This is a genomic window from Ottowia sp., from assembly GCF_047601385.1.
Lineage (GTDB): Bacteria > Pseudomonadota > Gammaproteobacteria > Burkholderiales > Burkholderiaceae_C > Ottowia.
Window position 1 is genome coordinate 2,058,328 of the sequence record NZ_JASGJP010000001.1, and the last position, 24,737, is coordinate 2,083,064.

Annotated in this window: 35 protein-coding genes; 21 read left to right on the plus strand and 14 right to left on the minus strand. The window is 69.1% G+C overall.

Going from position 1 to position 24,737, the window contains the following annotated elements; translation table 11 throughout:
* The first annotated feature begins 50 nt into the window (after nt 1-50).
* On the plus strand, nt 51-1,052 hold the full coding sequence (gene gap, locus QM772_RS10000; protein WP_415135992.1) for a type I glyceraldehyde-3-phosphate dehydrogenase: 1,002 nt from the start codon (nt 51-53) through the stop codon (nt 1,050-1,052).
* Between the two features lie 231 nt (nt 1,053-1,283).
* Here gap and QM772_RS10005 read toward each other — a convergent pair whose 3' ends face one another.
* Nucleotides 1,284-2,051, minus strand: a complete 768-nt coding sequence (locus tag QM772_RS10005; protein WP_415135994.1) for a class II aldolase/adducin family protein — start codon at nt 2,049-2,051, stop codon at nt 1,284-1,286.
* A 202-nt stretch (nt 2,052-2,253) separates the two neighbouring features.
* On the opposite strand from QM772_RS10005, the gene efeU reads away from it, so the two are divergent.
* The 6 genes from efeU to QM772_RS10035 all read left to right on the plus strand — a co-directional run bounded on the left by efeU (nt 2,254) and on the right by QM772_RS10035 (nt 7,296).
* Nucleotides 2,254-3,069 carry an iron uptake transporter permease EfeU gene (efeU, locus tag QM772_RS10010; protein WP_415135996.1) on the plus strand — a complete coding sequence of 272 codons (816 nt, stop codon included), beginning with the start codon at nt 2,254-2,256 and terminating at the stop codon, nt 3,067-3,069.
* A 12-nt stretch (nt 3,070-3,081) separates the two neighbouring features.
* Nucleotides 3,082-4,266 (plus strand): iron uptake system protein EfeO, encoded by a 1,185-nt coding sequence (gene efeO / locus QM772_RS10015; RefSeq protein ID WP_415135998.1) that lies wholly within the window; start codon nt 3,082-3,084, stop codon nt 4,264-4,266.
* A gap of 79 nt (nt 4,267-4,345) precedes the next feature.
* Nucleotides 4,346-5,641, plus strand: coding sequence for an iron uptake transporter deferrochelatase/peroxidase subunit (gene efeB, locus QM772_RS10020; protein ID WP_415136000.1), 1,296 nt, complete (start codon nt 4,346-4,348; stop codon nt 5,639-5,641).
* Nucleotides 5,642-5,670: 29 nt separating this feature from the next.
* Complete coding sequence (efeO, locus tag QM772_RS10025) at nt 5,671-6,504, plus strand: iron uptake system protein EfeO (RefSeq protein ID WP_415136002.1); 834 nt, start codon at nt 5,671-5,673, stop codon at nt 6,502-6,504.
* Between the two features lie 20 nt (nt 6,505-6,524).
* Nucleotides 6,525-6,932: a DUF3717 domain-containing protein gene (locus QM772_RS10030; RefSeq protein WP_415136004.1), complete on the plus strand. Its 408-nt coding sequence runs from the start codon at nt 6,525-6,527 to the stop codon at nt 6,930-6,932.
* A gap of 22 nt (nt 6,933-6,954) precedes the next feature.
* On the plus strand, nt 6,955-7,296 hold the full coding sequence (locus QM772_RS10035) for a phage holin family protein (RefSeq protein ID WP_415136006.1): 342 nt from the start codon (nt 6,955-6,957) through the stop codon (nt 7,294-7,296).
* Nucleotides 7,297-7,448: 152 nt separating this feature from the next.
* Here the strand turns inward: QM772_RS10035 and QM772_RS10040 are convergent, their stop codons facing one another.
* On the minus strand, nt 7,449-9,050 hold the full coding sequence (locus tag QM772_RS10040) for a M48 family metalloprotease (RefSeq protein WP_415136008.1): 1,602 nt from the start codon (nt 9,048-9,050) through the stop codon (nt 7,449-7,451).
* A gap of 159 nt (nt 9,051-9,209) precedes the next feature.
* Here QM772_RS10040 and moaC point away from each other — a divergent pair, with 159 nt between their 5' ends.
* Together moaC and QM772_RS10050 are read left to right on the plus strand one after the other, a co-directional pair.
* Nucleotides 9,210-9,701: a cyclic pyranopterin monophosphate synthase MoaC gene (gene moaC, locus QM772_RS10045; RefSeq protein WP_415136010.1), complete on the plus strand. Its 492-nt coding sequence runs from the start codon at nt 9,210-9,212 to the stop codon at nt 9,699-9,701.
* Nucleotides 9,698-10,840 (plus strand): epoxide hydrolase family protein, encoded by a 1,143-nt coding sequence (locus QM772_RS10050; protein WP_415136012.1) that lies wholly within the window; start codon nt 9,698-9,700, stop codon nt 10,838-10,840. Before moaC ends, QM772_RS10050 begins: the two co-directional genes overlap by 4 nt.
* Before the next feature lie 14 nt (nt 10,841-10,854).
* Here the strand turns inward: QM772_RS10050 and QM772_RS10055 are convergent, their stop codons facing one another.
* On the minus strand, nt 10,855-12,351 hold the full coding sequence (locus QM772_RS10055) for a Wzy polymerase domain-containing protein (protein WP_415136014.1): 1,497 nt from the start codon (nt 12,349-12,351) through the stop codon (nt 10,855-10,857).
* A gap of 103 nt (nt 12,352-12,454) precedes the next feature.
* Between QM772_RS10055 and QM772_RS10060 the strand changes: the two genes are divergently transcribed.
* Entirely contained in the window at nt 12,455-12,832 is a 378-nt protein-coding gene (locus QM772_RS10060) for an antitoxin Xre-like helix-turn-helix domain-containing protein (protein ID WP_415136016.1), read from the plus strand.
* The gene (locus QM772_RS10065; RefSeq protein WP_415136018.1) at nt 12,829-13,560 is read left to right on the plus strand and encodes an RES family NAD+ phosphorylase; all 732 of its coding nucleotides are present in this window, start codon (nt 12,829-12,831) and stop codon (nt 13,558-13,560) included. Before QM772_RS10060 ends, QM772_RS10065 begins: the two co-directional genes overlap by 4 nt.
* A 67-nt stretch (nt 13,561-13,627) precedes the next feature.
* Here the strand turns inward: QM772_RS10065 and QM772_RS10070 are convergent, their stop codons facing one another.
* A complete protein-coding gene (locus QM772_RS10070; RefSeq protein ID WP_415136020.1) occupies nt 13,628-14,038 on the minus strand; it encodes a cyclic nucleotide-binding domain-containing protein in 411 nt (136 codons plus the stop codon).
* 114 nt (nt 14,039-14,152) lie between these two features.
* Here QM772_RS10070 and QM772_RS10075 point away from each other — a divergent pair, with 114 nt between their 5' ends.
* The 4 genes from QM772_RS10075 (at nt 14,153) to QM772_RS10090 (ending at nt 15,568) form a co-directional block, all read left to right on the plus strand.
* The gene (locus QM772_RS10075) at nt 14,153-14,392 is read left to right on the plus strand and encodes a CopG family transcriptional regulator (protein ID WP_415136022.1); all 240 of its coding nucleotides are present in this window, start codon (nt 14,153-14,155) and stop codon (nt 14,390-14,392) included.
* Nucleotides 14,393-14,422: 30 nt separating this feature from the next.
* Nucleotides 14,423-14,833, plus strand: a complete 411-nt coding sequence (locus tag QM772_RS10080; protein ID WP_415136024.1) for a putative toxin-antitoxin system toxin component, PIN family — start codon at nt 14,423-14,425, stop codon at nt 14,831-14,833.
* Nucleotides 14,834-14,961: 128 nt separating this feature from the next.
* Nucleotides 14,962-15,195 (plus strand): AbrB/MazE/SpoVT family DNA-binding domain-containing protein, encoded by a 234-nt coding sequence (locus tag QM772_RS10085; RefSeq protein WP_415136026.1) that lies wholly within the window; start codon nt 14,962-14,964, stop codon nt 15,193-15,195.
* Nucleotides 15,176-15,568, plus strand: a complete 393-nt coding sequence (locus tag QM772_RS10090; protein WP_415136028.1) for a type II toxin-antitoxin system VapC family toxin — start codon at nt 15,176-15,178, stop codon at nt 15,566-15,568. The genes QM772_RS10085 and QM772_RS10090 overlap by 20 nt, the downstream gene beginning before the upstream one ends.
* A 77-nt stretch (nt 15,569-15,645) precedes the next feature.
* On the opposite strand, the gene QM772_RS10095 is transcribed toward QM772_RS10090, so the two are convergent.
* Together QM772_RS10095 and QM772_RS10100 are read right to left on the minus strand one after the other, a co-directional pair.
* On the minus strand, nt 15,646-16,032 hold the full coding sequence (locus QM772_RS10095; protein ID WP_415136030.1) for a type II toxin-antitoxin system VapC family toxin: 387 nt from the start codon (nt 16,030-16,032) through the stop codon (nt 15,646-15,648).
* A complete protein-coding gene (locus QM772_RS10100; protein ID WP_415136032.1) occupies nt 16,029-16,283 on the minus strand; it encodes a type II toxin-antitoxin system Phd/YefM family antitoxin in 255 nt (84 codons plus the stop codon). Before QM772_RS10100 ends, QM772_RS10095 begins: the two co-directional genes overlap by 4 nt.
* Before the next feature lie 267 nt (nt 16,284-16,550).
* Here QM772_RS10100 and QM772_RS10105 point away from each other — a divergent pair, with 267 nt between their 5' ends.
* The 3 genes from QM772_RS10105 to QM772_RS10115 are packed head-to-tail and all read left to right on the plus strand — an operon-like array spanning nt 16,551 to nt 17,148.
* The gene (locus tag QM772_RS10105; protein ID WP_415136034.1) at nt 16,551-16,820 is read left to right on the plus strand and encodes a type II toxin-antitoxin system prevent-host-death family antitoxin; all 270 of its coding nucleotides are present in this window, start codon (nt 16,551-16,553) and stop codon (nt 16,818-16,820) included.
* Nucleotides 16,820-17,011, plus strand: coding sequence for a type II toxin-antitoxin system RelE/ParE family toxin (locus tag QM772_RS10110; RefSeq protein WP_415136036.1), 192 nt, complete (start codon nt 16,820-16,822; stop codon nt 17,009-17,011). Before QM772_RS10105 ends, QM772_RS10110 begins: the two co-directional genes overlap by 1 nt.
* A complete protein-coding gene (locus tag QM772_RS10115) occupies nt 17,008-17,148 on the plus strand; it encodes a type II toxin-antitoxin system RelE/ParE family toxin (protein ID WP_415136038.1) in 141 nt (46 codons plus the stop codon). The genes QM772_RS10110 and QM772_RS10115 overlap by 4 nt, the downstream gene beginning before the upstream one ends.
* A 128-nt stretch (nt 17,149-17,276) precedes the next feature.
* Here QM772_RS10115 and QM772_RS10120 read toward each other — a convergent pair whose 3' ends face one another.
* A complete protein-coding gene (locus QM772_RS10120; protein WP_415136040.1) occupies nt 17,277-17,975 on the minus strand; it encodes a hypothetical protein in 699 nt (232 codons plus the stop codon).
* 262 nt (nt 17,976-18,237) lie between these two features.
* Complete coding sequence (locus QM772_RS10125) at nt 18,238-18,672, minus strand: pilin (protein ID WP_415136042.1); 435 nt, start codon at nt 18,670-18,672, stop codon at nt 18,238-18,240.
* A gap of 534 nt (nt 18,673-19,206) precedes the next feature.
* On the opposite strand from QM772_RS10125, the gene QM772_RS10130 reads away from it, so the two are divergent.
* Nucleotides 19,207-19,683, plus strand: a complete 477-nt coding sequence (locus tag QM772_RS10130; RefSeq protein WP_415136044.1) for a nucleotidyltransferase family protein — start codon at nt 19,207-19,209, stop codon at nt 19,681-19,683.
* A gap of 51 nt (nt 19,684-19,734) precedes the next feature.
* Here QM772_RS10130 and QM772_RS10135 read toward each other — a convergent pair whose 3' ends face one another.
* The 3 genes from QM772_RS10135 to QM772_RS10145 are packed head-to-tail and all read right to left on the minus strand — an operon-like array spanning nt 19,735 to nt 20,200.
* Nucleotides 19,735-19,827, minus strand: coding sequence for a hypothetical protein (locus QM772_RS10135; protein WP_415136046.1), 93 nt, complete (start codon nt 19,825-19,827; stop codon nt 19,735-19,737).
* Complete coding sequence (locus QM772_RS10140; RefSeq protein ID WP_415136048.1) at nt 19,785-20,009, minus strand: type II toxin-antitoxin system RelE/ParE family toxin; 225 nt, start codon at nt 20,007-20,009, stop codon at nt 19,785-19,787. The genes QM772_RS10135 and QM772_RS10140 overlap by 43 nt, the downstream gene beginning before the upstream one ends.
* Nucleotides 20,009-20,200 (minus strand): stability determinant, encoded by a 192-nt coding sequence (locus QM772_RS10145; protein ID WP_415136050.1) that lies wholly within the window; start codon nt 20,198-20,200, stop codon nt 20,009-20,011. Before QM772_RS10145 ends, QM772_RS10140 begins: the two co-directional genes overlap by 1 nt.
* 93 nt (nt 20,201-20,293) lie before the next feature.
* Here QM772_RS10145 and QM772_RS10150 point away from each other — a divergent pair, with 93 nt between their 5' ends.
* Together QM772_RS10150 and QM772_RS10155 are read left to right on the plus strand one after the other, a co-directional pair.
* Nucleotides 20,294-20,440, plus strand: a complete 147-nt coding sequence (locus QM772_RS10150) for a DUF1778 domain-containing protein (RefSeq protein ID WP_415139665.1) — start codon at nt 20,294-20,296, stop codon at nt 20,438-20,440.
* Entirely contained in the window at nt 20,422-20,586 is a 165-nt protein-coding gene (locus QM772_RS10155; protein WP_415139546.1) for a DUF1778 domain-containing protein, read from the plus strand. Before QM772_RS10150 ends, QM772_RS10155 begins: the two co-directional genes overlap by 19 nt.
* A 374-nt stretch (nt 20,587-20,960) precedes the next feature.
* Here QM772_RS10155 and QM772_RS10160 read toward each other — a convergent pair whose 3' ends face one another.
* The 3 genes from QM772_RS10160 to QM772_RS10170 are packed head-to-tail and all read right to left on the minus strand — an operon-like array spanning nt 20,961 to nt 24,692.
* Complete coding sequence (locus QM772_RS10160; RefSeq protein WP_415136052.1) at nt 20,961-21,767, minus strand: MBL fold metallo-hydrolase; 807 nt, start codon at nt 21,765-21,767, stop codon at nt 20,961-20,963.
* 27 nt (nt 21,768-21,794) lie between these two features.
* Nucleotides 21,795-24,026 (minus strand): CHASE2 domain-containing protein, encoded by a 2,232-nt coding sequence (locus QM772_RS10165; protein WP_415136054.1) that lies wholly within the window; start codon nt 24,024-24,026, stop codon nt 21,795-21,797.
* A gap of 27 nt (nt 24,027-24,053) precedes the next feature.
* Complete coding sequence (locus tag QM772_RS10170; protein WP_415136056.1) at nt 24,054-24,692, minus strand: FHA domain-containing protein; 639 nt, start codon at nt 24,690-24,692, stop codon at nt 24,054-24,056.
* Between the last annotated feature and the right edge of the window lie 45 nt (nt 24,693-24,737).

Genomic DNA, 24,737 nt, shown 5'->3' on the forward strand with positions numbered 1-24,737 from the left:
TACCAGACAAACGCCAGCAGCTATTAATAAACTAGCAAAAGGAAACCGCAATGACCATCAGGATCGGCATCAACGGCTTCGGCCGCATCGGGCGCATGGTGTTCCGCGCCGCCGTGCAGAACTACTCCGACATCGAGGTCGTGGGCATCAACGACCTGCTGGAGCCCGACTACCTGGCCTACATGCTCCAGTACGACAGCGTGCACGGCCGGTTCAAGGGCGACATCGCCGTCGAGGGCAACACGCTCGTGGTCAACGGCAGGAAGATCCGCCTGACCGCCGAGAAGGACCCCGCCAGCCTGAAGTGGGGCGAGGTCGGCGCCGAGGTGGTGATCGAGTCCACCGGCCTGTTCCTCACCAAGGACACCGCGCAGAAGCACATCGACGCTGGCGCGAAAAAGGTCATCATGTCGGCGCCCAGCAAGGACGACACGCCGATGTTCGTGCACGGCGTGAACTGCGCCAAATATGCCGGCGAGCCGATCATCAGCAACGCCAGCTGCACCACCAACTGCCTGGCGCCGCTGGCCAAGGTGCTGCACGACAAGTGGGGCATCAAGCGCGGCCTGATGACCACCGTGCACGCCGCCACCGCCACCCAGAAGACCGTGGACGGCCCCAGCAACAAGGACTGGCGCGGCGGCCGCGGCATCCTGGAGAACATCATCCCCAGCAGCACCGGTGCCGCCAAGGCGGTGGGCGTGGTGCTGCCCGAGCTGAAGGGCAAGCTGACGGGCATGAGCTTCCGCGTGCCCACCTCCGACGTGTCGGTGGTGGACCTGACGGTGGAATTAGCCAAGGAAGCCAGCTACAAGGACATCTGCGCCGAGATGAAGGCGCAGAGCGAAGGCAAGCTGAAGGGCATCCTGGGCTACACCGAGGACAAGGTGGTGGCCACCGACTTCCGCGGCGACGCGCGCAGCAGCATCTTCGACGCCGAGGCCGGCATCGCGCTGGACGGCACCTTCGTCAAGCTGGTGAGCTGGTACGACAACGAATGGGGCTACTCCAACCGCTGCCTGGACATGGTGCGGGTGGTGACGAAGAAGTAAGCTGGGTCCAGCGGCCAAGAAAAAAGCGCCCTCGGGGCGCTTTTTTCATCGCCGGGCCGCTCCCAAGATGAAAAAGCCCCCGTGGGGGCAGCGCACCCTGCGAAGCAGGAAAGCGTGGGGGGACATTTTTCATCGCCGGGCCGCTCCCAAGATGAAAAAGCCCCCTCAGGGGGCAGTGGACCACGCGCAGCGGGGGAGCGTGGGGGGGACATTTTTCATTCGTCGAACCGCTCACTGGTCGTAGCCCGGCCGCTCGCGGTCGAGCCGGCGCAGCAGCGCGGGCCAGGCGAGCGCGCCGGCGCCCTTGCCGGTGGTCACGGTCCTGGCCACCTGCATGATGCCGTCGAGGATCCTCGGGTCGAAGTGCACCAGTTCGCCGCCGCCGGCCTGCGCGTCGATCTGGATGCGGCAGGCGTTCTCGAAGTTGTACATGGCCATGAAGGTGTCGGCGATCGTCGGGCCGGCGACCAGCAGGCCGTGGTTGCGCAGCATCAGGTGGTTGGCCATGCCCATGTCGGCCACCAGGCGCGGCTTCTCGTCGTCGCGCAGCGCCACGCCTTCGTAGTCGTGGTAGGCCAGCGAGGCCAGCACGAAGGTGCTCTGCTGGCTGATGGGCAGCACGCCGCACTTCTGCGCGCTGACGGCCACGCCGGCGCGGCTGTGGGTGTGCAGCACGCACTGCGCGTCCTCGCGCGCGGCGTGGATGCAGCTGTGGATCACGAAGCCCGCCGGGTTGACCGGGTAGGGCGAGTCGAGCAGCTTGTTGCAGTCCATGTCCACCTTGACCAGGCTGGACGCGGTGACCTCGTCGAACAGCAAGCCGTAGGGGTTGATGAGGAAGTGGTGCTCCGGGCCGGGCAGGCGCACGCTGATGTGGGTGAACACCAGGTCGCTCCAGCCGTACAGGGCCACCAGCCGGTAGCACGCGGCCAGGTCGACGCGCAGCCGCCATTCCTCCGCGGACACGAGCGAGCGGACGTCGGTGGTGGGGGCGTTCATGGGGGAGTCTCCTTTGTGAAGTGGGGCGCCGGCACCGCGCGGGGGACGCGCTCCGGGGTGCCGCGCGTGCAGTGTACGGGCGCGCCCCCCGGCGCGTCACTACACGCGGGGAAACGCCGCGACCGCCCCGGGCCCCGCGCGTTCCTATAATCCATCCCCCAATTAAGAATCACTTGCATCGCGTCGCGGCGATGCCCCGGGCATGCTCGTTCCCTTCCTCATCATGCTGCGCGAAGGCATCGAGGCCGCGCTCATCGTCGGCATCATCGCCAGCTACCTCCGGCAGACCGGGCGCGGGCGGCTGATGCCCGCCGTGTGGGTGGGCGTGCTGCTGGCCGCCGCGCTGTCGCTGTTCGCCGGCGCCGGGCTGCAACTGGCGGCGGCGGAGTTCCCGCAGAAGCAGCAGGAGCTGTTCGAGGGCATCGTTGGCCTGATCGCGGTGGTGCTGCTGACCTCGATGGTGTTCTGGATGCGCCAGGCCGCGCGCCGCATCAGGGGCGATCTGCACGCCGGCGTGGAGAAGGCCGTGGCGGGCGGCGGCCATGCCTGGGCGCTGATCGGCATGGCGTTCCTGGCGGTGGCGCGCGAGGGGTTGGAATCGGTGTTCTTCCTGCTGGCCATCTTCCAGCAGAGCCAGGGCTGGGAGGCGCCGGCGGGCGCGCTGGCCGGCATCGCCGTGTCGGCGGCGGTGGGCTGGGGCATCTACTCGGGCGGCGTGCGGCTGGATTTGCGGCGCTTCTTCCGCTGGACGGGCCTGTTCATCCTGCTGGTGGCCGCCGGGCTGCTGGCCGGCGTGCTGCGCAAGTTCCACGAAGCCGGCCTGTGGAACCACCTGCAAGCCGTGGTGTTCGACCTGAGCGAGACCCTGCCCATGGACAGCCCGCTGGGGGCCGTGCTCTCGGGCCTGCTGGGCTACCAGGCGGCGCCGGTGGTGGGCGAGGTGGTGGTCTACGTCGCCTTCCTGGCCGGGGCGCTGTTCTTCTTCCTGCGTCCACCGGCAGCAGTGCCGACGCGCTGAGTTGCATTCCCGATGTCCGAAACCCCGAACACATCCTCTCCCGCCATGCGCGCCGCCGTCGCCGGCTCGGCGCTGCTGGTGCTCGCCGGCCTGGCCGCGTTCTGGTGGGCCGCCGGCGTGGCGCGCAAGGCGCCGCCCAAGGCGGCTGGCCACGCGGTCACCGTCACCATCCAGGGCAACGTGTGCGAGCCCAATGACATCACCGTGCCGGCCGGGCGCACCACCTTCACCATCGTCAACCACTCCCAGCGCGCGCTGGAGTGGGAGATTCTGGACGGCGTGCGCGTGGTCGAGGAGCGCGAGAACATCGCCCCCGGCTTCTCGCAGACCATGACGGTGAAGCTGCCGCCGGGCGACTACGCCATCACCTGCGGCCTGCTGAGCAACCCGCGCGGCAGGCTGCACGTCACGCCCACGGCCGAGTCCGACGCCGAGGCGGCGCGGCCCTCGCAGGTGGCCTACGTCGGCGCGCTGGCCGAGTACCGCGTCTACCTGGCGCTGGGCGCCGGCGACTTGCAGGACGCCGCGCAGGCCCTGGCCGACGCGGTCAAGGCCGGCGACCTGGCGCAGGCCCGCGCGCTGTACGTGCCGGCGCACCAGGCGTACAAGCGCGTCGAGCCCATGGCCGAGCTGTTCGCCGACCTCGACCAGCGCCTGAACGCGCGCGCCGACTACTTCGAGCAGCGCGAGGCCGACCCGGCCTTCACCGGCTTCCACCGCATCGAGCACGGCCTGTTCGCGCCCGGCCAGGGCGATGCGAAGGCGCTGGCGCCCGTGGCCGACCGGCTGGTGGCCGACGTCGGCGCGCTGAAAGAGCGCCTGCGCGCGCTCGACATCCCGCCCGAGCGCCTGGCCAGCGCCGCATCGAAGCTGCTGCGCCGCACCGCCGACAACCTGCCGGCCGGCGGCGAGGACCGCTGGGGCCACGCCGAGGCCGCCAACCTGCAAGCCACGCTGGACGGCACGAAGAAGCTGGCCGACCTGCTGGCGCCGCTGCTGGCCAAGGCGGCGCCCGCGCTGAACCAGACCATCGAGGCGCGCTTCGCCGCCTTTGCCGCCGCGCTCGACCCTTACCGCGATGGCGAGGGCTTCAAGCCCGCGCCGCTGGACCAGGCGCAGCGCCAGACCCTGGCCGCGCCCGCGCGCGCGCTGGCCGACGCGCTGGGCCAGGTGAACGCCGCGCTGGGGCTGGAATGAAATACTCCCATACCCTGCTATCCGCCAGCGCTCGACAGTCAAGCGCCAGGCATATGCTACTCCATGGGAGTATCACATCATGACCCACGACGCCCCCCCCACGTCCCCCGCCCGCCGCCGCCTGCTCGGCACCGCCGGCGCCACGCTGGCCGGCCTGGCCGCGGGCCGCGCGGCCGCCGCGCCGGCCGATGCGCCCAACCCCGGCGCCCAGGTCACCGACGCGCCGCTCAGCACCCACACGCAGGACCGCGTGCCCTTCCACGGCGCGCACCAGGCCGGCATCGTCACGCCGCGGCCGAGCCACGGCATGGTGGCGTCGTTCTTCGTGCTGGCCGAGAACCGCCGGGACCTGGAACGCCTGCTGCGCCTGCTGACCGCGCGCATCGCCTTCCTCACCCAGGGCGGCAAGGAGCCCGAGCTGGACCCGAGGCTGCCCCCGCCCAGCTCCGGCCTGCTGGGCCCGGTGGTGCAGCCCGACGCGCTCACCGTCACCGTCTCGCTCGGCGCCTCGATGTTCGACGACGAGCGCTACGGGCTGGCCAGGCTGAAGCCGAAGCACCTCCAGCAGATGAAGGCGCACCCCAACGACGCGCTGGTCGCCGCGCTGTGCCACGGCGATTTGTCGATCCAGTTCTGCGCCAACACGCCCGACACCAACATCCACGCGCTGCGCGACATCATCAAGAACACGCCCGACCTGCTGGTCCTGCACTGGAAGCAGGAAGGCAGCGTGCCGCCCATCCCCGCCGTGCCCGGCCAGCCGGCCGAGAGCGCGCGCAACTTCCTGGGCTTCCGCGACGGCTCGGCCAACCCCGACGGCGGCGACGCCAGGCTGATGGAGCGGATCGTCTGGGTCGGCGAGGGCGACGGCGAGCCCGCCTGGGCCACCGGCGGCACCTACCAGGCGGTGCGCATCATCCGCAACTTCGTCGAGCGCTGGGACCGCACGCCGCTGCGGGAGCAGGAGGCCATCATGGGCCGCGTCAAGCCCAGCGGCGCGCCGCTGGACGCGGCGGACAAGACCGAGCACCACGTGCCCGACTACACGCTGGACCCGCAGGGCGAGCGCACCCCGCTGGACGCCCACATCCGCCTGGCCAACCCGCGCACGCCCGAGTCGCAGGCCAACCTGATGCTGCGCCGGCCCTTCAACTATTCCAACGGCGTCACCAAGTCCGGCCAGCTCGAAATGGGCCTGCTGTTCATCTGCTACCAGGCGAACCTGACGCAAGGCTTCATCGCCGTGCAGAAGCGCCTGGACGGCGAGCCGCTGGAGGAATACATCAAGCCCATCGGCGGCGGCTTCTTCTTCACCCTGCCCGGCGTGCGGGACGAGCGCGACTGGCTCGGCCGCGCGCTGCTCGCCGCCGCCTGATTCTTCATCCCCGCATGCAAAGGACCGCCATGACCGCCCTGCCCCCCCGCCGCCGTTTCCTCGCCGCCCTGGCGGCCGGCGCTTTCGCTCCCCTCGCCGCGCGAGCCGCCGTGTCGCCGCAGGCGCTGGTCGGCCCCATCGCCGACTACAAGCTCTACGTGATCGAGAACGTGCGCAAGCTGGCGGCCGACGTGCGCGTCTTCGTCGCCGCCGTGAAGGCCGGCGACGTCGAGAAGGCCAGGAAACTCTACGCCCCCACCCGCACCAGCTACGAGAAGATCGAGCCCGTGGCCGAGCTGTTCAGCGACATGGACAGCGCCATCGACTCGCGCGCCGACGACCACGAGAAGGCCGAGAAGGACCCCGGCTTCGGGGGCTTCCACCGCATCGAGTACGCGCTGTGGGTGGAGAAGAGCACCAGGAACGTCGGCAAGGTGGCCGACAAGCTGCTGGCCGACGTGCTGGAGCTGCAAAAGCGCCTCTCCGCGCTGACCTTCCCGCCCGAGAAAGTGGTGGGCGGCGCCGCCGTGCTGATGGAGGAAGTGGCCGCCACCAAGATCTCCGGCGAGGAGAACCGCTACAGCCACACCGACCTGTGGGACTTCCAGGCCAACTTCGAGGGCGCCTACAAGATCGTCGAGCTGCTGCGCCCGCTGGTCGCCAGGGAAGACAAAGCCTTCATGGACAAGACCGACGCCAACTTCAAGACCGTGTTCGACACGCTCAAGAAGTACCGCGCGGCCGACGGCGGCTTCGAGACCTACGCCAAGCTCGCCGAGCGCGACCGCAAGCTGCTGGCCGGCCGCGTGAACACGCTGGCCGAGGACCTGTCCAAACTGCGCGGCATGCTGGGATTGAACTGAAGCCGTACCATGCCGCCGGCATGGACACCATCCACATCACCGACCTCGAAGCCGCCATCAACCACTGGCGCGCGCGCAAGCCGTCCGTGGACAGCGCGCTGGCGCCCGAGGTGGCGGCGCTGGCCGAGGTGTACGCGCTGATGGCCTTCTTCCACGAGGACGAGGCCGACGCCCTGCGCATGCCCGCCGCCGCGCGCGCCGCCTGGCTGGCCTGGTACGCCACCACGCCCGACGCGCCCTGCATCGCCATCTGCTCCACCAGCCAGGGCGACGCCGTGTGCAAGGGGTGCGGGCGCACCGAGCACGAGGTGCAGGACTGGACGGCGATGAGCCCCTACGCCAAGCGCGCCGCCTGGCGCCGCATCACGCGGGAGGGCACGGCCTGGCGCTTCAACCGCTACGCCGACCGCGTCCGCAACGGCCCATGAAGCCACGCGCTATGCTCGCGGCATGCGACTGATCCTGAACTGGCTGCTCTCGGCCGCCGCGCTGCTCGGCGTGGCCTACATCTACCCCGGCGTTGCGGTGGCGAGCTTCGGCTCGGCCATGCTGGCGGCGCTGGTCATCGGCCTGCTGAACATGCTGGTGCGGCCCATTCTGGTGGTGCTGACCATCCCGGTCACCCTCCTCACGCTGGGGCTGTTCCTGTTCGTCATCAACGCGCTGATGTTCTGGGCCGCCTCGGGGCTGCTCAGCGGCTTTCACGTCAACGGCTTCTGGGCCGCGCTGATCGGCTCGCTGCTGTATTCGGCGCTCGGCGTGCTGATCGACGCGGTGCTGAAGCGGGGCTGACGATACGGCGCTCAAGGCGCAAAGAGCACGAAGGCCGCGGAGCAGGCCATGCCAGTGCACCCGTGGCCGGGGTCCCCCCGGCCAGTGGGTGCGCCCCCTTCCAGGGGGGTGGCGGAACATCGCGAAGCGAGTGGGGCCTGGGGGTGGCCGATTCAGCGGCGCTTCTTTTCGTCTTCCTGCTGCTGACGCAGCAGTTCGCGGCCTTCGCGCAGGCGCGCATCGACGATGCTGGCCTCGATCAGGTCGGCGCTGCCGCCGCGCTGCTGGCGCGAGAAGTCCTGCGCCGCGCGCCAGCGGTCCACCGCGCCGGCGTAGTCCAGGTGCGCCATCTGCGCCTCGCCCTCGGCGCGCAGCTGGCGCAGCGTCTGCCCCTGCGCGGCCCAGGCGGCGGCCAGCGCCTGCCAGGCGCCGGCGTCGCGCGGGTGGTCGCTGACCCAGGGTTGCAGCGCCGACGCTGCCTCGGCCGCCTGGCCGCCGCGCGTCTGCGCCTGCGCGCGCAGCAGCAGCGTGGCACGGCCTGTCTGACTGTCGGCCGCGGCGTTGGCCGGGCGGGCCGCCGCCGGCAGCAGCTCCAGCGCGCGGGCGGGCTGGCCGGCCTTCAGCGCCAGCTCGGCTTGCAGCAGCCGCGCCTGCTGGGCGGCGCGCGCATCGCCGGCCACCGCCAGCGCCAGCTGCGTGGCCCGCGCCTGCGCGCGCGGCAGGTCGCGCAGCTCGGCGTGCGCCAGCGCGGCGGCGTAGAGCGCGCCGGCGCGGCGCCCCGGCGGCTGCTGGGCGAAGCCGGGCTGCTCGGGCTCGCCGGCCCAGGCGCGCAGCACGTCCATGCCGGGGCGGCCGAGCACGCGGGCGCGCGCGGCGATCAGCAGCGCCTCGAGATCCTGGCCCCCACGCTCCGCGGCTTCGCCTGCCGCGCTGCCCCCCGAGGGGGCCCGCCCGCCTTGGGGCGGCCCGGCGGCGGGCGTCCGGCCGGCATGCGCCAGCCCTTGCAAGCGCTGCCGCATGTCGGCGATGCGCTCGGTGGTGAGCGGGTGGCTGCGCAGGTAGGGCCAGTCGCCGTTGTCGTTGATGCGCGAGGCGCTTTGCAGCTTCTCGAACATGCCGGCGAAGCCCTCCGGCGCGAAGCCGGCCTGGGTCATGATGCCGAAGCCGATGCGGTCGGCCTCGCGCTCCATGCCGCGCGAGAAGTTGAGCTGCTGCTGGATCAGCGCCGCCTGCCCGCCGGTGGCCAGCGCCGCGCCGGCCTGCGGGTTGCGGCTGGCGGCGACGGCGCCCAGCACCAGCGCGGCCAGCATCAGCGGCGTGGCCCGGCCCTGCTGGCCCAGCATGCGCGGGATGTGGCGCTGGGTGACGTGCGTCATCTCGTGCGCCAGCACCGAGGCCAGCTCGTCGCGCGAACTCACCACGCCCACCAGCCCGGTGTGCAGCCCGAAGTAGCCGCCGGGCAGCGCGAAGGCGTTGATGCTGCCGTCGCGCCCCAGCAGCACCTGCCAGGCGTAGCGCTCGTCCAGCTCGGCCGGCAGCTCGCCGCGCGCGCGCGCGCCGCCCCGCAGCGCGCGCCAGATGCCGTCCACGTATTCGCCCACGATCGGGTCGTCCAGGTAGTCGGGGTCGCGGTAGAGCTCGCGCGCGATGGCGTCGCCCAGCTTGCGCTCCTCCAGCGTGGTCATGTCGCCCGCGTCGCCGAGCGAAGGCAGGCCTCGCGGGGCCTGCTGGGGCGGCTGAGGCGAGGTCTGCGCATGCCCGGCAGGCCCCAGCATTGCTATGCAAACAAGAGCTGCCAGCGCTTGTCTGGCAAGCACTGTGGGGTGATTTGGCTTGTAATGGCGGGTCATCGATGCGGGGCGGCGCGCGGCGTGCGCGCGAGCCCGTATGATGCCCGCAGCACGCGGCGCGTTCCGCCGCATTTGTGACCACGCATGACCTCGCCCCTCACCCACTTCGACGCCCAGGGCCAGGCCCACATGGTGGACGTGGGCGGCAAGCCGGCCACGCGCCGCGTGGCGGTGGCCACCGGCCGCATCGAGATGCGGCCGGCCACGCGGGCGCTGATCGAGTCCGGCACGGCCAGGAAAGGCGACGTGCTGGGCATCGCCCGCATCGCCGGCATCATGGCGGCCAAGAAGACCAGCGATCTGATCCCGCTGTGCCACCCGCTGGCGCTGTCGCGCGTGGCGATCGAGTTCAGCATCGACGGCGCCGCCGTGGCCTGCACCGCCACGGCCGAAACCACCGGCCCCACCGGCGTGGAGATGGAGGCGCTGACCGCCGTGCAGGTCGCCCTGCTGACCATCTACGACATGTGCAAGGCCGCCGACCGCGCCATGGTGATCGGCGGCGTGCGGCTGCTGGAGAAGCACGGGGGCCAGTCGGGCCGCTACGTGGCGGACGCCGCGCAGGAACACCCGTGACCGACGGCATCCTTCCCGCCGAGCCCATCCACGTGCCCGAGGAGGTGCTGGCGGACCTGCGCGCCCGCCTGCGCGCCACGCGCTGGCCCGACGAGCTGCCCGGCACGGACGAGGCCTGGGGCCCCGGCGTGGACCGCATGAAGCGCCTGTGCGCGCGCTGGGCCGACGGCTACGACTGGCGCGCCACCGAGGCGCGCGTCAACCAGTGGCCGCAGTTCCGCACTGCCATCGACGGCCTGGACATCCACTTCTTCTGGGTGCGCTCCCAGGCGCCCAAGGCCATCCCGCTGCTGCTGACGCACGGCTGGCCGGGCTCGGTGATGGAATTCCTGGAGGTCGTGCCGCCGCTGGTGGCGCCCGGCGCGGCCGGCGGCCCGGCTTTCGACCTCGTCATCCCCTCGCTGCCGGGCTACGGCTGGTCGAGCCCGCCCTCCGAACGCGGCTGGACGCTGTCGCGCGTGGCCCGGGCCTGGGCCACGCTGATGGCGCGCCTGGGCTACGAGCGCTTTGGCGCCCAAGGCGGCGACCTGGGCGCCATGGTCTCGGCGCGCCTGGCCCTGCACGCGCCCGAGCGCATGCTGGGCGTGCACCTCAACATGGTCGTGGTGCCGCAAGCGTCCGGCGAGGTCACCGATCTGGAGCAGGCCGACCTGAAGGACGTGGCCGCCTTCGTGAAGCACGGGACGACCTACCAGGCCACGCACTGCCTGTCCTCCCAGACCGTGGGCTACGCCCTGAACGACTCCCCCGCCGGCCTGGCGGCCTGGATCCTCGACAAGTTCGACCGCTGGACGGACAGCCCGCAGGACGCCTTCGCCGCCGTTCCGCTGGACCGCCTGCTCGACAACCTGACGCTGTACTGGGTCACCCGCACCATCGCGTCGTCGATGCGGCTGTACGCGGAGTCCAGGCTGGCGGACGATCTGGGTCCGGCAAAGGGCCGGGTCGAAGTGCCGACGGGCGTGGCCCTCTACCCGCGCGAGATCTACCGGTTTCCGCGAAGCTGGATCGAGGCCGCGTTCAACCTGGCGCACCACCGGCGCATGCCGCGCGGCGGGCATTTCGCGGCCATGGAAGAGCCCGGTCTGTTCGTGGCCGACGTGCGCGATTTCTTCGCCGGACTTCAGCGCGCGGCCTGAGCGCGCAGGCGGGGTCAGCCTCCTGCGGCCTGCCGCGCCTCGCGCAGGAGGCGCTCGTTGTCCGCCATCCACGCGCGGTGCTCGCGCGGGAACGCGGCGCGAAAGCGCAGCAGGTGCGCCATCGCCAGTTCGTCGCGCTGCTGGAAGCTGGCGCTCTCGATCACCTTGATGATCACGCGCGGCTCGGGCGAGAAGTGCAGCGTGGCGAGCGCGGCCGGCAGCATCCAGGCCGCGCTGTCCTGCGTCGCCGGGCGGCTGGTGACCTCGGCGAAGCGCACCACGTCGGCGTACAGCCAGGACTTGCGGGCCTCGGCCATCGGGTCGATGCGGTAGGCGGCGCTGCGCTGCTCGGGCGTCAGGTAGATCTGGCTGACGCGGTGGTAGTCCCAGCCCACGCAGGCCACGGCGCACGCCATGGCGGATGCGGCCACGTGGCGCACCCAGGCGGGCCACGCCGGACGGGCACCCTCGCGTGTGACCCACAGCAACCAGGCGCACGCCAGTGCGGCGATCTGGAACGGCCCGTACCACAGCGGATATTCCACCAGGCTGTGGATGCCGATCGCCAGCAGCACGCCCCAGGCCAGCTGCCGCGCCGGCTGCCGCTCGGCCCACGGCCGGCCGCGCCACACCGCCCACGCCGCCAGCGCGCAGGCCAGCAGCGCCGCCGGCACGCCCAGCTCCACCGCCAGGTGCAGCGGCAGGTTGTGCGCGTTGTCCAGGATGTGGCAGAAGCGCGCGCCGTCGTACAGCGTGATGTAGTGCGCGTAGTCCAGCTCGCCCCAGCCCCAGCCCGTCCAGGGCTTGAGGGCGATCAGGTGCAGCACGTTGCGCCACAGGATCAGGCGGCTGCCGCAGGTGCTCTCGGCCGTGCGCAGGCGCTCCACCACGTCGCGGCCGGCGATGCCCTCGGTGGACTGCGCCAGCAGCGGCAGGGTCAGCGCCGCCAGCGCGTACAGCGCCACCAGGCCGCCCACCGCCAGCAGCGCGCCCCGCCCGCGCCCCGCGCCCCAGGCCCACCACAGCACCAGCGCGCCGCAGGCCAGCAGCTCCACCAGCCCCACGCGCGAGGCCGTGGCCGCCAGCGCCGCCATCGGCAGCGCGCCCAGCCACGCCGCGTGGCGCCGGGCCACGCGCCCGCCCTGCACCAGCCCGCGCAGCGCCAGCGCCCCGATCACCAGCAGCGAGGCCAGCTGGTTGGGCTGCCGCAGGTTGCCGAACGCCTGCCCCGGCTCGGCGATGTTGACGAAGGGGTAGAGCGGCGTCTCCAGGTCGAAATACTGGAGCAGCGCGATCAGGCTGCTCGCCAGCGCCGCCGCCAGCCAGGACCAGGCCACGGCCCGCCAGGCGCCCGCCGCGTCATCCGCCGGCCACAGCGCCAGCGCCACCGCCGCCAGCGCGGCCGAGACCAGGTACGGCTCCATCCCCGGCACCGGGCCGAAGGTGTGGGGCCAGAGCCAGGGCAGCGCCAGCAGGCCGGCCAGCAGCGCGCGTCGAACGAGCGTGGGCATGGCGGGGATTGTGCCAAGCTTCCTTCACCATTCCCTATGGGATAAAGTGCCTGAATAATTTCATGTGATAGCGCAAAATGGAATCGATAGCTATCATTGCTGCATGAGTGCAGTCCTCCCCAAGCCCCAGGCCGAACCGGCCGCGGTACTGACGAAGGCCACCGTGCGCGCCGCCGAGCTGCTGGGCCTGAACAGCGGCGACCTGGCCAGGGTCATCGGCGTCAGCGCCGCCACCGTGTCCCGCTACCGGCAGGCGGCGGCGGGCCTGTCGCCCACCTCCAAGTCCGGGCAACTGGCCCTGCTGCTGGTGCGCGTGTTCCGCTCGCTCGACCCGCTGGTCGGCTCCGACGACCACAAGCGCAAGGCCTGGATGCGCTCGCAGAACCAGGCCCTGGGCGGCGTGCCCGCCCAGTTGATCCTCAGCCCCGAGGGCTTGGCCCGGACCCTGGCCTACCTCGACGGCATGCGCGCCGCCGCATGACGGCCGCCTGGCAGCCCGCCTGGGTGCGCGACCAGGCCCGCCAGATCGCCGAGCCCCAGGCTTGGCGCGGGGTGGAAACCCAGTACGCCAGCGCCACCACCCTGCTGGTGGATTCCTACGACGAGCACGACGTGCTCGAACAGTTGATCGAGGACAGCAAGCCGGCGCCGCCCAAGGCGCGCCCGCAGCGCAAACACTTCCTGCTGACCACCCCGTTCCGCTACGCGCCGCTGCACGCCAGCCGCTTCCGCCCCGCCGGCCAGGGGCGCCACGGCCTCTGGTACGGCGCCCGGGTACCGGAAGCGGCGTGCGCCGAAGTCGCTTACTGGCGCATGCGCTTCATCCTGGACAGCGCCGGCCTGGCCGACAGCCGGATCGTCACCCACCACACCTTCTTCGCCGCGGCGGTCAACGGCCGCGGCATCGACCTGATGGCGCCGCCCTGGGACGCCTTCCGCACCGCCTGGACCAGCGGCGGCGACTACACCGAAACCCACCGCCTGGCCGCCGCGGCCGAAGCCGCCGGCATCGAGGTCATCCGCTACGAATCGGCCCGCGCGCCCGGCAGCGCCTGCGTGGCCGTGCTGACGCCCGACGCGCTGAGCGAGCCGCCCGGCGGCCTGGACGCGACGCGCCGCAACTGGACCTGCACCGCCACGCGCGACCGCGCCATGATGATGGAGGTGGATGGGGAGCGGCGCTTCGAGTGGGATGCGCAGGCAGCCTGAAGGACCAGCGCAAGCGCGGACCAGCTTCTCAAATCCAAACACCTCAGGAGCAGGAGCGCTTTGGCATTCAACCGCGCAACCGATCACCCAGCCTGCGCAGGCGGCGGCTGAGTTCGCGCGCCATGTTCATCTGCACCAGCGCGAACTGCTCCACGTCGCGCTGGTAGAGCGCGTGCAGGCCGCCCATCGAGATCTCCAGCGCGCGCGTGGCCAGCACCGCCTGCGCGCTGGCGCTGCGCGGCGCGAGGTCGATCAAGGCCATCTCGCCGAAACAGTCGCCCGCCTGAAGGTGCGCCAGCACCACCGGGCCGGCAGGGGTGGCCTTGGTCAGCTCCACCTCGCCGGCGTCCAGCACGTAGAGCGACTCGCCCGTATCGCCCTCGTGGAAGAAGAAGGCGCCGGCCGGCATGGCGACTTCGCGCGAATCGTCCAGCAGCACACCGAGCGCGGCCTCGGTGAGGCCGCCGAACAGCGGCATAAATCTTCATCTGACCCTGATATTCCTTAAATCTTCATCTGACCCTGATATTCCCCCCGCCCCGGCAAGTCTGCTAGCATGCACTTTCGCACCAATGCATCAAGCCACAACCCCATGAGCCGCCTGACCATCACCCTGAGCGAGCCCCGCTACCGCGCGCTGAAAGAAGCCGCCGCCAGGCGCGGCAAGGCGATTGGCCAGCTGATCGACGAAAGCCTGGAGTTCTACGGCATCAAGACCCGCGAAGACGCCCTGGCCATCTTCGAGCGTGCCGGTCAGGCCAGCCGTCTGCATGAAACAGACGCCATGGAACTGGCGGTGAGCGAAGTGCGGGCGCATCGTGAGGGCCAATAGCCCCCACGCTCCCCGAGGGGCGGCCTGGCGATGAACAACCCAGCCGTCATAGACACCAACGTACTGGTCGCCGCGCTGATCGCGCCTCGAAAAGACACGCCTCCTGCCCACGTCGTGCGGAGCATGCTCAAAGGCGGATTCCCTTTCGTGATGTCGGAGGCGCTGCTGGCCGAGTACCGCGACGTGCTGAGCCGGGCAAAGCTGCGCAAGGCGCATGGACTTGCGCCCGCCGATCTGGAAAGCCTGCTGGTGGATCTGACCCAGCTCGCCATCATGCTGGCGCCCGCGCTTGGTCCCGTGGCGCCCGATCCCGGCGATCAGCACCTGTGGGATCTGCTGGCGGCGCGCGACGACCTGGTGCTCGTCACCGGCGACAAACTCCTTCTGACGTCGGCCATGCGGCAGCGCATCCTGACTCCGCAGCAATTCCTGGCCATGTGATGTGCGCCCGCCAGCGGAAAATCTTCATCTGACCCTGATATTCCACTGATATTCCCAGAAGGCTTGCGTTGCCGCGGAGTAAGCCTTACACTCAAAAAAGTCTTACATCCGCCGACGAAAGCCCCGCCATGGAAACCGTAACTCTGTCCACCAAAGGCCAACTGGTCATTCCTGCCAGCGTGCGCGATGCGCTGCGGCTGAAACCCGGAAATCGGCTGGGCATTGCGGTAGAGGGCGGAAACATCGTGCTGCGGCCCGACAATGCACCTGCATGGAAGCCCTGGAATCCGGCGGCCGTGCATTTGAGCACTGAAGAGCTCTGCGAACCTGTGGACTTGGTCCGTGAAACCCGCCGCCGTTGATACCAACGTGCTGGTGCGCCTGGCCACCGGTGACAATGCGGACGAATACCAGGCTGCGGTTGATTCGCTGGCAGCGCGCGTGTGGCGCGTGTTCCCCACCGTGATTCTGGAAACCGAATGGGTGCTGCGGTCACGGTATCAATTCACCCCCGCGCGGTTTGCCGACTTTGTGGAATGGCTCGACGCCAGCGGCCGTGTTGCGTTCATCGAGGCCGATACTGTGCGCAGAGCGGTTTCACATCACCGCGCGGGCCTGGACTTTGCCGATGCGCTGCACATGGCGCAGGCCAGCGATGATGCATTCCTGACCTTCGACAAGGCGCTGCGCCGCAAGGCCGAGAAACTGGGATTGCGTGCGAAGGCCGTCGAATAGGGAACCCATCCCCCAGCAGGAAGCGCAGGATGCGGGCAGCACAATCTTCTTCCGACCCCGATAAACACCTTCCCCCGCTACACCTCGATGATGGTGTCGCTGTAGGCGGCCAGCACGGCATCGTGCGTCAGCAGCCGCATGGGCTCCGTCAGCGCCTGCGCGACCAGCATGCGGTCGAACGGATCGTGATGGTGTGTGGGCAGCGCCTCCACTGCGGCGGCGTGCTCCGCCTCGATCGCCAGCAGCCTGTAGCCCGCCTCGCGGAAATAGCCCAGCGCCTGCGGGCCCGACACCGGCATGTTGCCGCGCCCCAGGCCATGCTTGATGGCAATCTCCCATACCGTCGCCACGCTCACCCACACTTGCGCCGCGGGCGCTTCGATCAGCTCGCGCGCCCTGGCGCTCAGCCTGGGGCTGTCAGCGATGGCCCACAGGGCCACGTGCGTGTCCAGCAGCAGGTTCAAGATGGCCGCCCGCCGAGGCCCAGAAACAGGCGCGCCACCTCGGCGTTGTCCGCATCGATGTCGTCAGGCACCTCGAAGCGCCCCCGCGCCACGCCGATGCGCCGCTGCACCGGCGCATCCTCCAACGGCACCAGCCGGGCCGCCGGCCGGCCATTGCGGGCAATGACGATCTCGCGCGTCTGCCCCTGCTCGATAGCCTCCACCAGCCGCGACAGAGACGACTTGGCTTCCAGCATGTTGACGGCTTGCATGGCGAAACTCCAGGAAATGAGAGCTAGTCTAGTCTGGCCAGACTTCAAGTTCAAGGGGCCATGAAAACTCCTGTTTTCATAGCTGCTTGCGCTGGCTGGGTGGACGCTGGAGGTCGATTTGATTCATAGCCCATACCGGCAAATCGTTATCCGACCCCGAATGCCACCGAATGCCACCCAGGCTTGTTTTCGCCCCCAAAAGAGCACAAAATAAAGCACTCTAAAAGGATCGAACACGCTGTGGAACAAGTATTGGCAACCCGCTCGGTGAGCATCACCGAACTCAAGCGCAGCCCCAGCGCAGTGCTGGAACAAGCGGGCAATGAGCCCGTGGCTGTGCTCAACCACAACCGGCCTGCGGCCTACCTGGTTTCGCCCGAAACCTATGCAGCCATGGTCAAGCACCTGAACGCCGGCCTGCGGGCCGCTGTCCAGGAGGGTATTGACAGCGGCCCTGCCATTCCCGCCGAGCAAGTGCTGGCCGAACTGCAGGCACGCTATGCCCAGCCCCGGGTGGCCGGCCAGCGCACGGCCTAATGGCGCTCACGCCATACGTCGTCGCCTTTGCCCCGGCGGCACGGCTGGATTTGCTGGACATTGGCGACCACATCGCCCAGCACAGCCCAGGCAACGCCCAGCGCTTCGTGGGCAAGCTGACGGCGCAGTGCCGGCGCAGTGCCGGCGCATTGGCCAAGCCCCGCTCGGCTACGTCAGCCGGAATGATTTGATCCCCGGCCTGCGCATGGCGGCGATGGGCCGCTACGTCATCTTCTTCCGGGTACTCGAACGCAAGGTTCGCATCGAGCGCGTGCTTCACGGTGCCCGCAACCTGCCGGCCGTGCTGGTAGGTGATGGCGGCGCTTGATGGCGACGGGGAAATCCTGGAGCGGGAGATAAATGTTCATCCGACCCCATTTCCCCGTTGATTTTTCTTCTATTTTTATAGCTGACTGCGCTTGCTGCGCGGGCGCTGGAGGCCGATTTGGCTTGCAATCAGAAGCCATCCACCGGCGCATATCCCACCAGGTTCATCTGGCCGTCCAGCAAGGCAATCCAGTCCAGCGTCTTGCTGCTGGTGAGCGGCAGGTAGCGCAGGTCGGCAGCGGGCAGGCCGCTGGCCCGTATCGCGCTCTGTAAAACCTCTGCATCGGCCGGGCGGCGCGCCAGCAGTTCGGCCACCGGCTTGGCGCGCGCCGCCATGCCTTCGGTCGCCTGTTGCCAGGGCGTCCACCAATCCGGCTGCCGAGCCAGCGAAATACCGGCGAGACCGCGGTCGACGCTATCCATAAGTTCCGTGCTGTTGGCCGCCCGGCGCGTACCCGCCTTCAATACGCCCCACCAAGGCAGACGCTGCAAATCTTCCGGTGCCTTGGCGAGGTCGGCGGGCTCGATCTCATTGGCGGTCGCCACGACCAATCGATCCACCTCGAACGCCAGCACCGCCGGCCGCGCCACCCAAACGCTATGGCAACCATACAACAAGGCCAGCACCTGAATGAACCCGATCAAGCCAAAGTCCAGCCAGCGCTCGCGCCGCGACTTCTTCGGGCTGGCGACGATCAGCGTCAGCAGTGGCCCGCAGGCCACGTCCACCGCCAGCACCATCAAAAAAATCGGCCCCACGCCCAACATGGCGCGATAAGGAGCCGGATACAACAAGCCGAATACGACGGCGGCGGAAACCAGCGCCACCGCGACGCATAGAACCAAATGACGCAAGGCATAGCACGTCGCGAAGCGTAGGCGTGCCCCGCGAAGGGGCAGTGAGTGAGCGACAGGAGTCATATACCAATAAAGCAACACATGAGGTCAAATATCCCTGCCTCCCTGTTCGACGCTTCCGGCGTAAAGCCTCAATGCCATCTGATTAAAAAGCAAGCCGCGATCTAACCTCATTCCCCGACACGAGCACAAAAAGGGGGCCCAAGCCCCCTTATATTTCTAGAATTAGAAATTAGCGGCAGTTTGCCGGCAGATATTTGGCATTGATGGCCGCCGACGAGCAGACCCACGTCAGCTGCCCGGTGGGTTGGTTATTGTTCTGAATCTCCGTAGGAGTCAGCAGAAGGTCACCAGTCGCATTGGGAACCGTAGAAGTAGCAGTCACAACACCCGTAGCATCGGTAATGGTGATGCCGCTGACATACTGGGTAGCCCCAGGGAACGTATAGCCGCTGTTAGCAGCCGTTACCGCACCCAGGCTGCCCAGCGAGGAAGCCGTTTCGGACACGGCGAGTTTCGCCGGAGAAGCCATCAGCAGAACTTCGCTGACTTTAGAACGGGTGGTGTAGTCCTGATAAGCCGGCAGCGCGACAGCAGCCAGAATACCGATGATGGCCACGACGATCATCAGTTCGATCAGGGTGAAACCTTTTTGGAGCTTTTTCATTTCAATTTCCTCAGTGATAAGTGGTTGATGCCTTGGAGACACTACGCTTGGTGCGTCGCCGCACGCCCTTACTGTTTGCACCGGGTGTGCCAGTGGCCCGAGGGGCCGCGATTCGTGCGCTAGGTCACGCTTTCGGCCGTGCCAGGGGCCGGCCGTGACAATTTGTGTCGCCTTCGCGGGCCCCAGGAGGTGACGAAACCTGTCACCCCGGGAATTTGGCGGCCACGGGGACAAGTTTTGTCAGGCGGCCGGCACGGCGGGGGGCGGCACTGGCCAGGGGCAAGACAAAACCCGCGTCACTTCAAAAAGCATAGCTGTCGGCGCTTGATGAACGGGCGCTGAAGCCATGTTTGGTGGGTCAACGGCTTTCACCGCTCCGGCGCAGACAAGGATTCAGCGCACCCTGCAAACGCTCTGGATTCCTGCCTGCGCGGGAATGGCCGGGGCCTGTGTGGCGGCTGATGCTCCTGTCGCGTTGCAGGCTGCAAAGCGTTGCCGCTATCATGAAATCGGGTCTTGTCATGGAGTGAAGGTATGAAGCCATCCCAGGTTCTGGAGGCCAACCGCGCGGCGATTCGCGTCGTGGTGGAGGCGCACCGTGGCCGCAACGCCCGGGTGTTCGGATCGGTGCTGCGTGGCGAAGACGTGGAAGACAGCGACCTCGACATCCTGATCGACCCCACGCCAGAGACGACGCTGTTCGACATTGGCGCCATTGGCTACAAGCTGGAGAAGCTGCTTGGCGTGCCGGTGGATGTGCTGACGCCTGACGGACTAACGCAGCATCACAAAGGCTCTCGCTCCGCAGCGGCCTGCCCGGCGCGCTGGGGCAGGAAGTCGTCGCTGACGGAAGGGCCGTTCAGAAAGAAGCTGTCCCAGGTCTGCCCCACGGGGAAAAGATGTGTTCGTTGCCGTTGGCGCGCACGTCCACCTGGCGCATGTCTTCGCATGGAAAGCTGGGACTTGACCAGCATTTCCTCGGCGTCAGGCAACCCCAGGTCAGCGGCATAGGCGTTGCCCATGCTTTCTTCAATCTGGATGCCGTCGATGTTCGCAGTCGGGTCAGGGGTACTCCTGGCGGACGTGCAGCACGCGCAGCACCTCAATGGAGGTCAGCTCCACACGATACACGACGATGTAATTTCTGTGGGCCACGATTTCGCGCGTGCCAGGCATCCGGCCAGGCCGGACAGATAGGGATGCGCAGGCAACGGCCAGACGCTTTCTTCGATGGTGCGGCCCAGTTGCACCGCTGCCGCCGGGTTGCGCTCGGCTACATAGCTGACGATTTCCAGCAAGTCAACGCGCGCTTCATCTGTCCAGACGATGGACAGCATCAGGCCGCAGCCTTCTTCGGAGCGTGCTGTTCGATGACGGCCCGCATTTCCGCCATCACCTGGTCGTGCGGGATGCGCGGCTTCTTGCTGTCGATGGCTTCCTGTACCTTGGCGCGAAACCAGCGGTCATAGCTGTCGGCCTGTTCTTGCGTCTCGAACTCGGAAATGCGAGGGTCTAGAGCAGTGCTCATGAAAAGGCTCCTTCAAAGTGGATGCGACGCATGAGTTGATTACATCTTTTTGGGTCTAATTGGTCAATCCAGCGGCAGGGCCGCGCTGGCGTCATGGAACGGGCTCATGGCCTCCGGCACGCGCACCTGAGAACCGAGCGCATCGACGTGCGCACCAGCGGCGCCGTCAAGCAGCTACTGCAGGAGGCCGCGCGCGCCGTGCACAAAACGTCAGCGAATTTCTGCTCGACGCTGGGGTGACGGCGGCGGCGCAAGCGCTGGCCGACCGCCGCCATTTCAGTCTGGACGAGGCGCAATGGCAAGCGTTTCAAGAAGCGCTGGACCGCCCGGTGCAGACCAAGCCGCGCCTGAAGAAGCTGCTGCGCGAGCCCGGGGTGCTGGGTTGAGCGGCGGCGCGTCGCCGGCGTATTTGCCCATTCACAAACTCGGTGCCGCGAACCAGGTCGATGCCTTCGACTGCGGCCGGCCGGCGCTGAACCAGTTTCTGCAACGCTACGCGCTGATCAACCAGAAGGCCAACAGCGCGCAGACCTATGTGTGCTGCCAGGCGACACGGTTGGTTTACTGCAAATTATCTTCGTCGAGATAATTTATTCCGAGACGGGAAAGCAAGGATAAAGTCGTGCCCGCCTGCTGGAGGATGACAGGAGCACAAATGCAGCCGGTGGGCATCCACCCCAGGGCGCTCATATTTCAATAGCTGCTGGCGCTTGCCTGATGGCCGCTGCGGGCCAATTTGGCTCTTGATCCATCTGCACGCCTACAGCTCGAACACATGGCTGGCGCTCAGCCAGCGGATGTCGTGCACGACTTCGTGGCGCGGGGGGCGCACGCGGTCGAACTGGGCGATCTCGCGCATGATGGTTTCGGTCTCGGCGGGCTTGGTGTGGGTGATGTAGATGGGGTAGCGGCGCGCGGGGTCGATGTGGTCCAGCTCTTCGGCCAGCACGTCGGGGGACAGGTGGCGGGCCAGCTTGGCGAGTTCGCGCTCGCGGTTGCTGAAGGCGGTTTCGATGACCAGCGCGGCCACGTCCATCTGGTTGACGCGGCGCCAGAAGGCGGGGTTGCGCTCGGTGTCGCCGCTGAACACCCACCACGGCGCGCCGGCCTGGTCGGCGCGGCGCGCGGCGTAGCCGACGGCGGGCACGGAATGCTCGGCGGGCAGCACCTCGATGACGCGGTGGCCGATGGGGCGCAGGTCGCCGACCTGGAGGGGGTGGAAGGTGATCAGCGGCGCGACGGCGGAGGGCAGGCGCGAGAAGTCGGGCCAGATGACGTCGTTGAAGACGTGCTGGCGCAGGGCGTGGAGGGTGGCCGGCAGCGCGTGCACGCGCAGCGGGCGCCCGGTGCGGGCGCTGGCGGTGGTGTCCACCATCAGCGGCAGGCAGGCGATGTGGTCGAGGTGGGCGTGGGTGAGGAAGACGTCGTCGATGCGCAGCATTTCGTCGCGCGTGAGGTCGCCCACGCCGGTGCCGGCGTCGATCAGGACGTCGTCGTCCACCAGGAACGAGGTGGTCCTGCTGTCCCGGGCAATGGCGCCGGAGCAGCCCAGCACGCGCACCTTCATCGCGCTTCCCCTGGCCTGTTTGGTTGGTTATTTGGCATCGAACAACGCCGTGCCGTCCCACTGCGGGCCGGGCGGATGACGAAGACATGAGGCTACCCGCTGGGCGTAAAGCCGGTAAAGGGAATAGTTGACGCTTTGATCGTGCAATTTGCTTACCTTCGATTGGAATTCGGTGAATCGGCCGGCACGCCACAGGGGCAGCGCCTGCCGCCACAGATCGAGCTCCTGGGCCAGCTCGGGCGTCAGGCCGCCGGGGCCGGCACGGACGGTGTGGATGCACACGGCCTGGGTGCGGCCCTTGACGCGCACGCGGTCGAGCTCCTGCCAGGCCAGGCCGGCCGCGGCGGCCTGGCGGACGGTGGCCTCGCTGGCGACGATGCCCACGTCGTACACGCGCGAGAGCCCTTCCAGCCGCGCGGCCAGGTTCACGGCGTCGCCGATGACGGTGTAGGCGCGGCGCACGTCGGAGCCCATGTTGCCGACGGACACCAGGCCGGTGTTCAGGCCGATGCCGGCTTCCACCCGGGGCTGGCCGGCGGCGGCGCGCTCGGCGTTGAATTGCGCCAGGGCGGCGCACATGTCGAAGGCGGCCAGGGCGGCCCGGCTGGCGTGGTCGGCCATGGGCACGGGCGCGCCCCAGAAGGCCATGACGCAGTCGCCGATGTACTTGTCGATGGTGCCGCCGTGCGCGCGGATGACGTGGGTGAGGCGGCTGAGCACGTCGTTCAGCAGGCCCTGCAGAGCCAGCGGCTCCATGGTTTCGGACAGGGTGGTGAAGCCGCGCAGGTCGCAGAACATCACCGTCAGCTCCTCGGCGCGCGCCTGCATGGTGTAGCGCTCGGGGTTGCGCACCATCTGGCGCACCAGCTCGGGCGGCACGTAGGTGGCGAACTGGCTGGCCAGCTCGCGCTTGGCCCGGCTCTCGGCGAAGTAGCCCAGCGCCATGTTCACCGCCAGCGCGGCCAGCGTGAGCACCAGCGCCGTGGCCAGCGGCAGCACCAGGCCGGCGCCGAGGAACAGCGCGGTGTTGACCGCCGCCACGGCCGCCGCCGTCGCCAGGCCCAGCGCCAGCGCGCCCGCCACCGGCAGCAGGGGCAGCCCGATGACCAGCACCGCGCCGACCAGCAGCAGCAGCAGCACGTCGTAGGTACGGGCCTCGTGGGGCCGGATGGGAATGCGGCCGTCCAGCAGGCCGGAGATGAGGTTGGCGTGCACTTCCACGCCGGGGTAGGCCTCGCCGACCGGGGTGGCGCGCAGGTCCATGAGCGCGGGGGTGGTGAAGCCGAGCAGCGCATAGCGGCCCTGCAGGCTGCCGGCGGGGAGCTGGCCGTCGAGCAGGTCGATGGCCGAGACGTAGCGGAACGAGCCGCCGCGTGGGCCGCCCTCGCCGCGGTACGGCACCAGCGCCGTGCCGCGGGCGTCGATGGCGGCGCGCACGCCGCCGCCCAGGCCGACCGCGCGCAGCGGCGCGTCGGCGCGCCCGTCCACGCGCTGCACCCACAGGGGCGGGCCGCCCAGGCCGGCGCGCAGCGTGGCCAGCGCGAGCGATTCGTACAGGCCGCCCTCGAATGCGGCCAGGAGGGGGGCGGCCCGAATCCGGCCGTCGGGGTCGGCGTGCGCGTTGAAGAAGCCGGCGCGCTGCCCCGCCGCCATCAGCGCGGGGACGTTGGCGCCGTAGCCGTCGCTGTAGATCATGCCGGGCGGCAAGGCATCCAGCGGCGCGGACGGCTGCGGCAGCTGCCCGGCGCGGCGCGCGTCGCGGTCGCTGGTGAAGTAGTAGCCCAGCACCGTGGGGCCCTGGGCCAGCGCGGCGGCCAGCGCGGCTTCGTGGTCGAAGCGCTCGCCGTGGCGCGCCAGCCATTCGGTGAAGGCGGCATCGCCGCGCAGGTCTTCGCGCGCCAGCCGTTCGAGCTGCGGCAGCGCGGAGCTGCGGTCGGGCTCGGCGAACACGGCGTCCAGCCCCAGCGCGGCGACGCGCTGGCGCTGTGTGAGCTCGGTCACCAGTTGGGCGACGCGGTCGCGCGGCCACGGCCACTGGCCCAGGTGGGCCAGGCTGCGCTCGTCGACGTCGATGATCACCACGCGCTCGTCGAGCGTGCGCGGCATGGTCAGGCGCAGGCGCAGGTCGTACAGCGCGTCGTCCAGCGCCGAGAGCGCGGGCAGCGGCCACAGGCCGCAGGCGTGCAGCAGCGCCAGCAGCACCAGCGCGAGGATGGCCAGGGTGCGCTTGCGGTGGCGCCGGAAAATCCGCCTGGGCATGGTGCCGATGCCCGCCGAGGCGGGCGGTCAGTGCTCGACGAACTCCAGCCGGATGCCGCCGAGCTCGATCTGGTCGCGGTTCTTCAGCAGGATCGGACCGCCATCGACCGAGACGCCGTTGACGGTGGCCACCGGCTCGCCTTCGACGTGCGACAGGTCGAAGCCGTGTGGCTTGCGGATGATGGAGGCCACCGAGTGCCCGGGCTTTCCGAGGGTGGTGACCACCTTGGTCAGCATCATTTCGCGGCCGGCGGCGACGCCGCTGAGCACGCGCACGCGGGGGCCTTCGGACTGCACGGGGGCCGGTTCGGTCGGCGCGCCTTCGGGCACCATGGGCGCGGCGGCGCCGTTGGCCAGCGCCATGGGCGCGGAGTTGCCGTCGCTTTCGAGGAACTTCAGCTTGTACTTGCCGACTTCGACGGTGTCGTCATGGACCAGCACCTGCTTCTTGATCGCCTTGCCGTTGACGTAGGTGCCGTTGGTGCTGCCCAGGTCCTCCAGCGTGGCCTGGCCGCCGGCCAGGTGGATCACCGCGTGTTCGCCGCTGACGGCGAGATTGTCGATGACGATGTCGTTGTAGGGGCGCCGCCCAATGGTCGAGCGGTCCCTTGTGAGCTGGACTTCCTTGACGACGACTCCGTCGATCGAAACGATCAACCTGGGCATGAACGAACTCCCGATTAGCGCTTTCTGTGGTGTGGCCGTGACTGG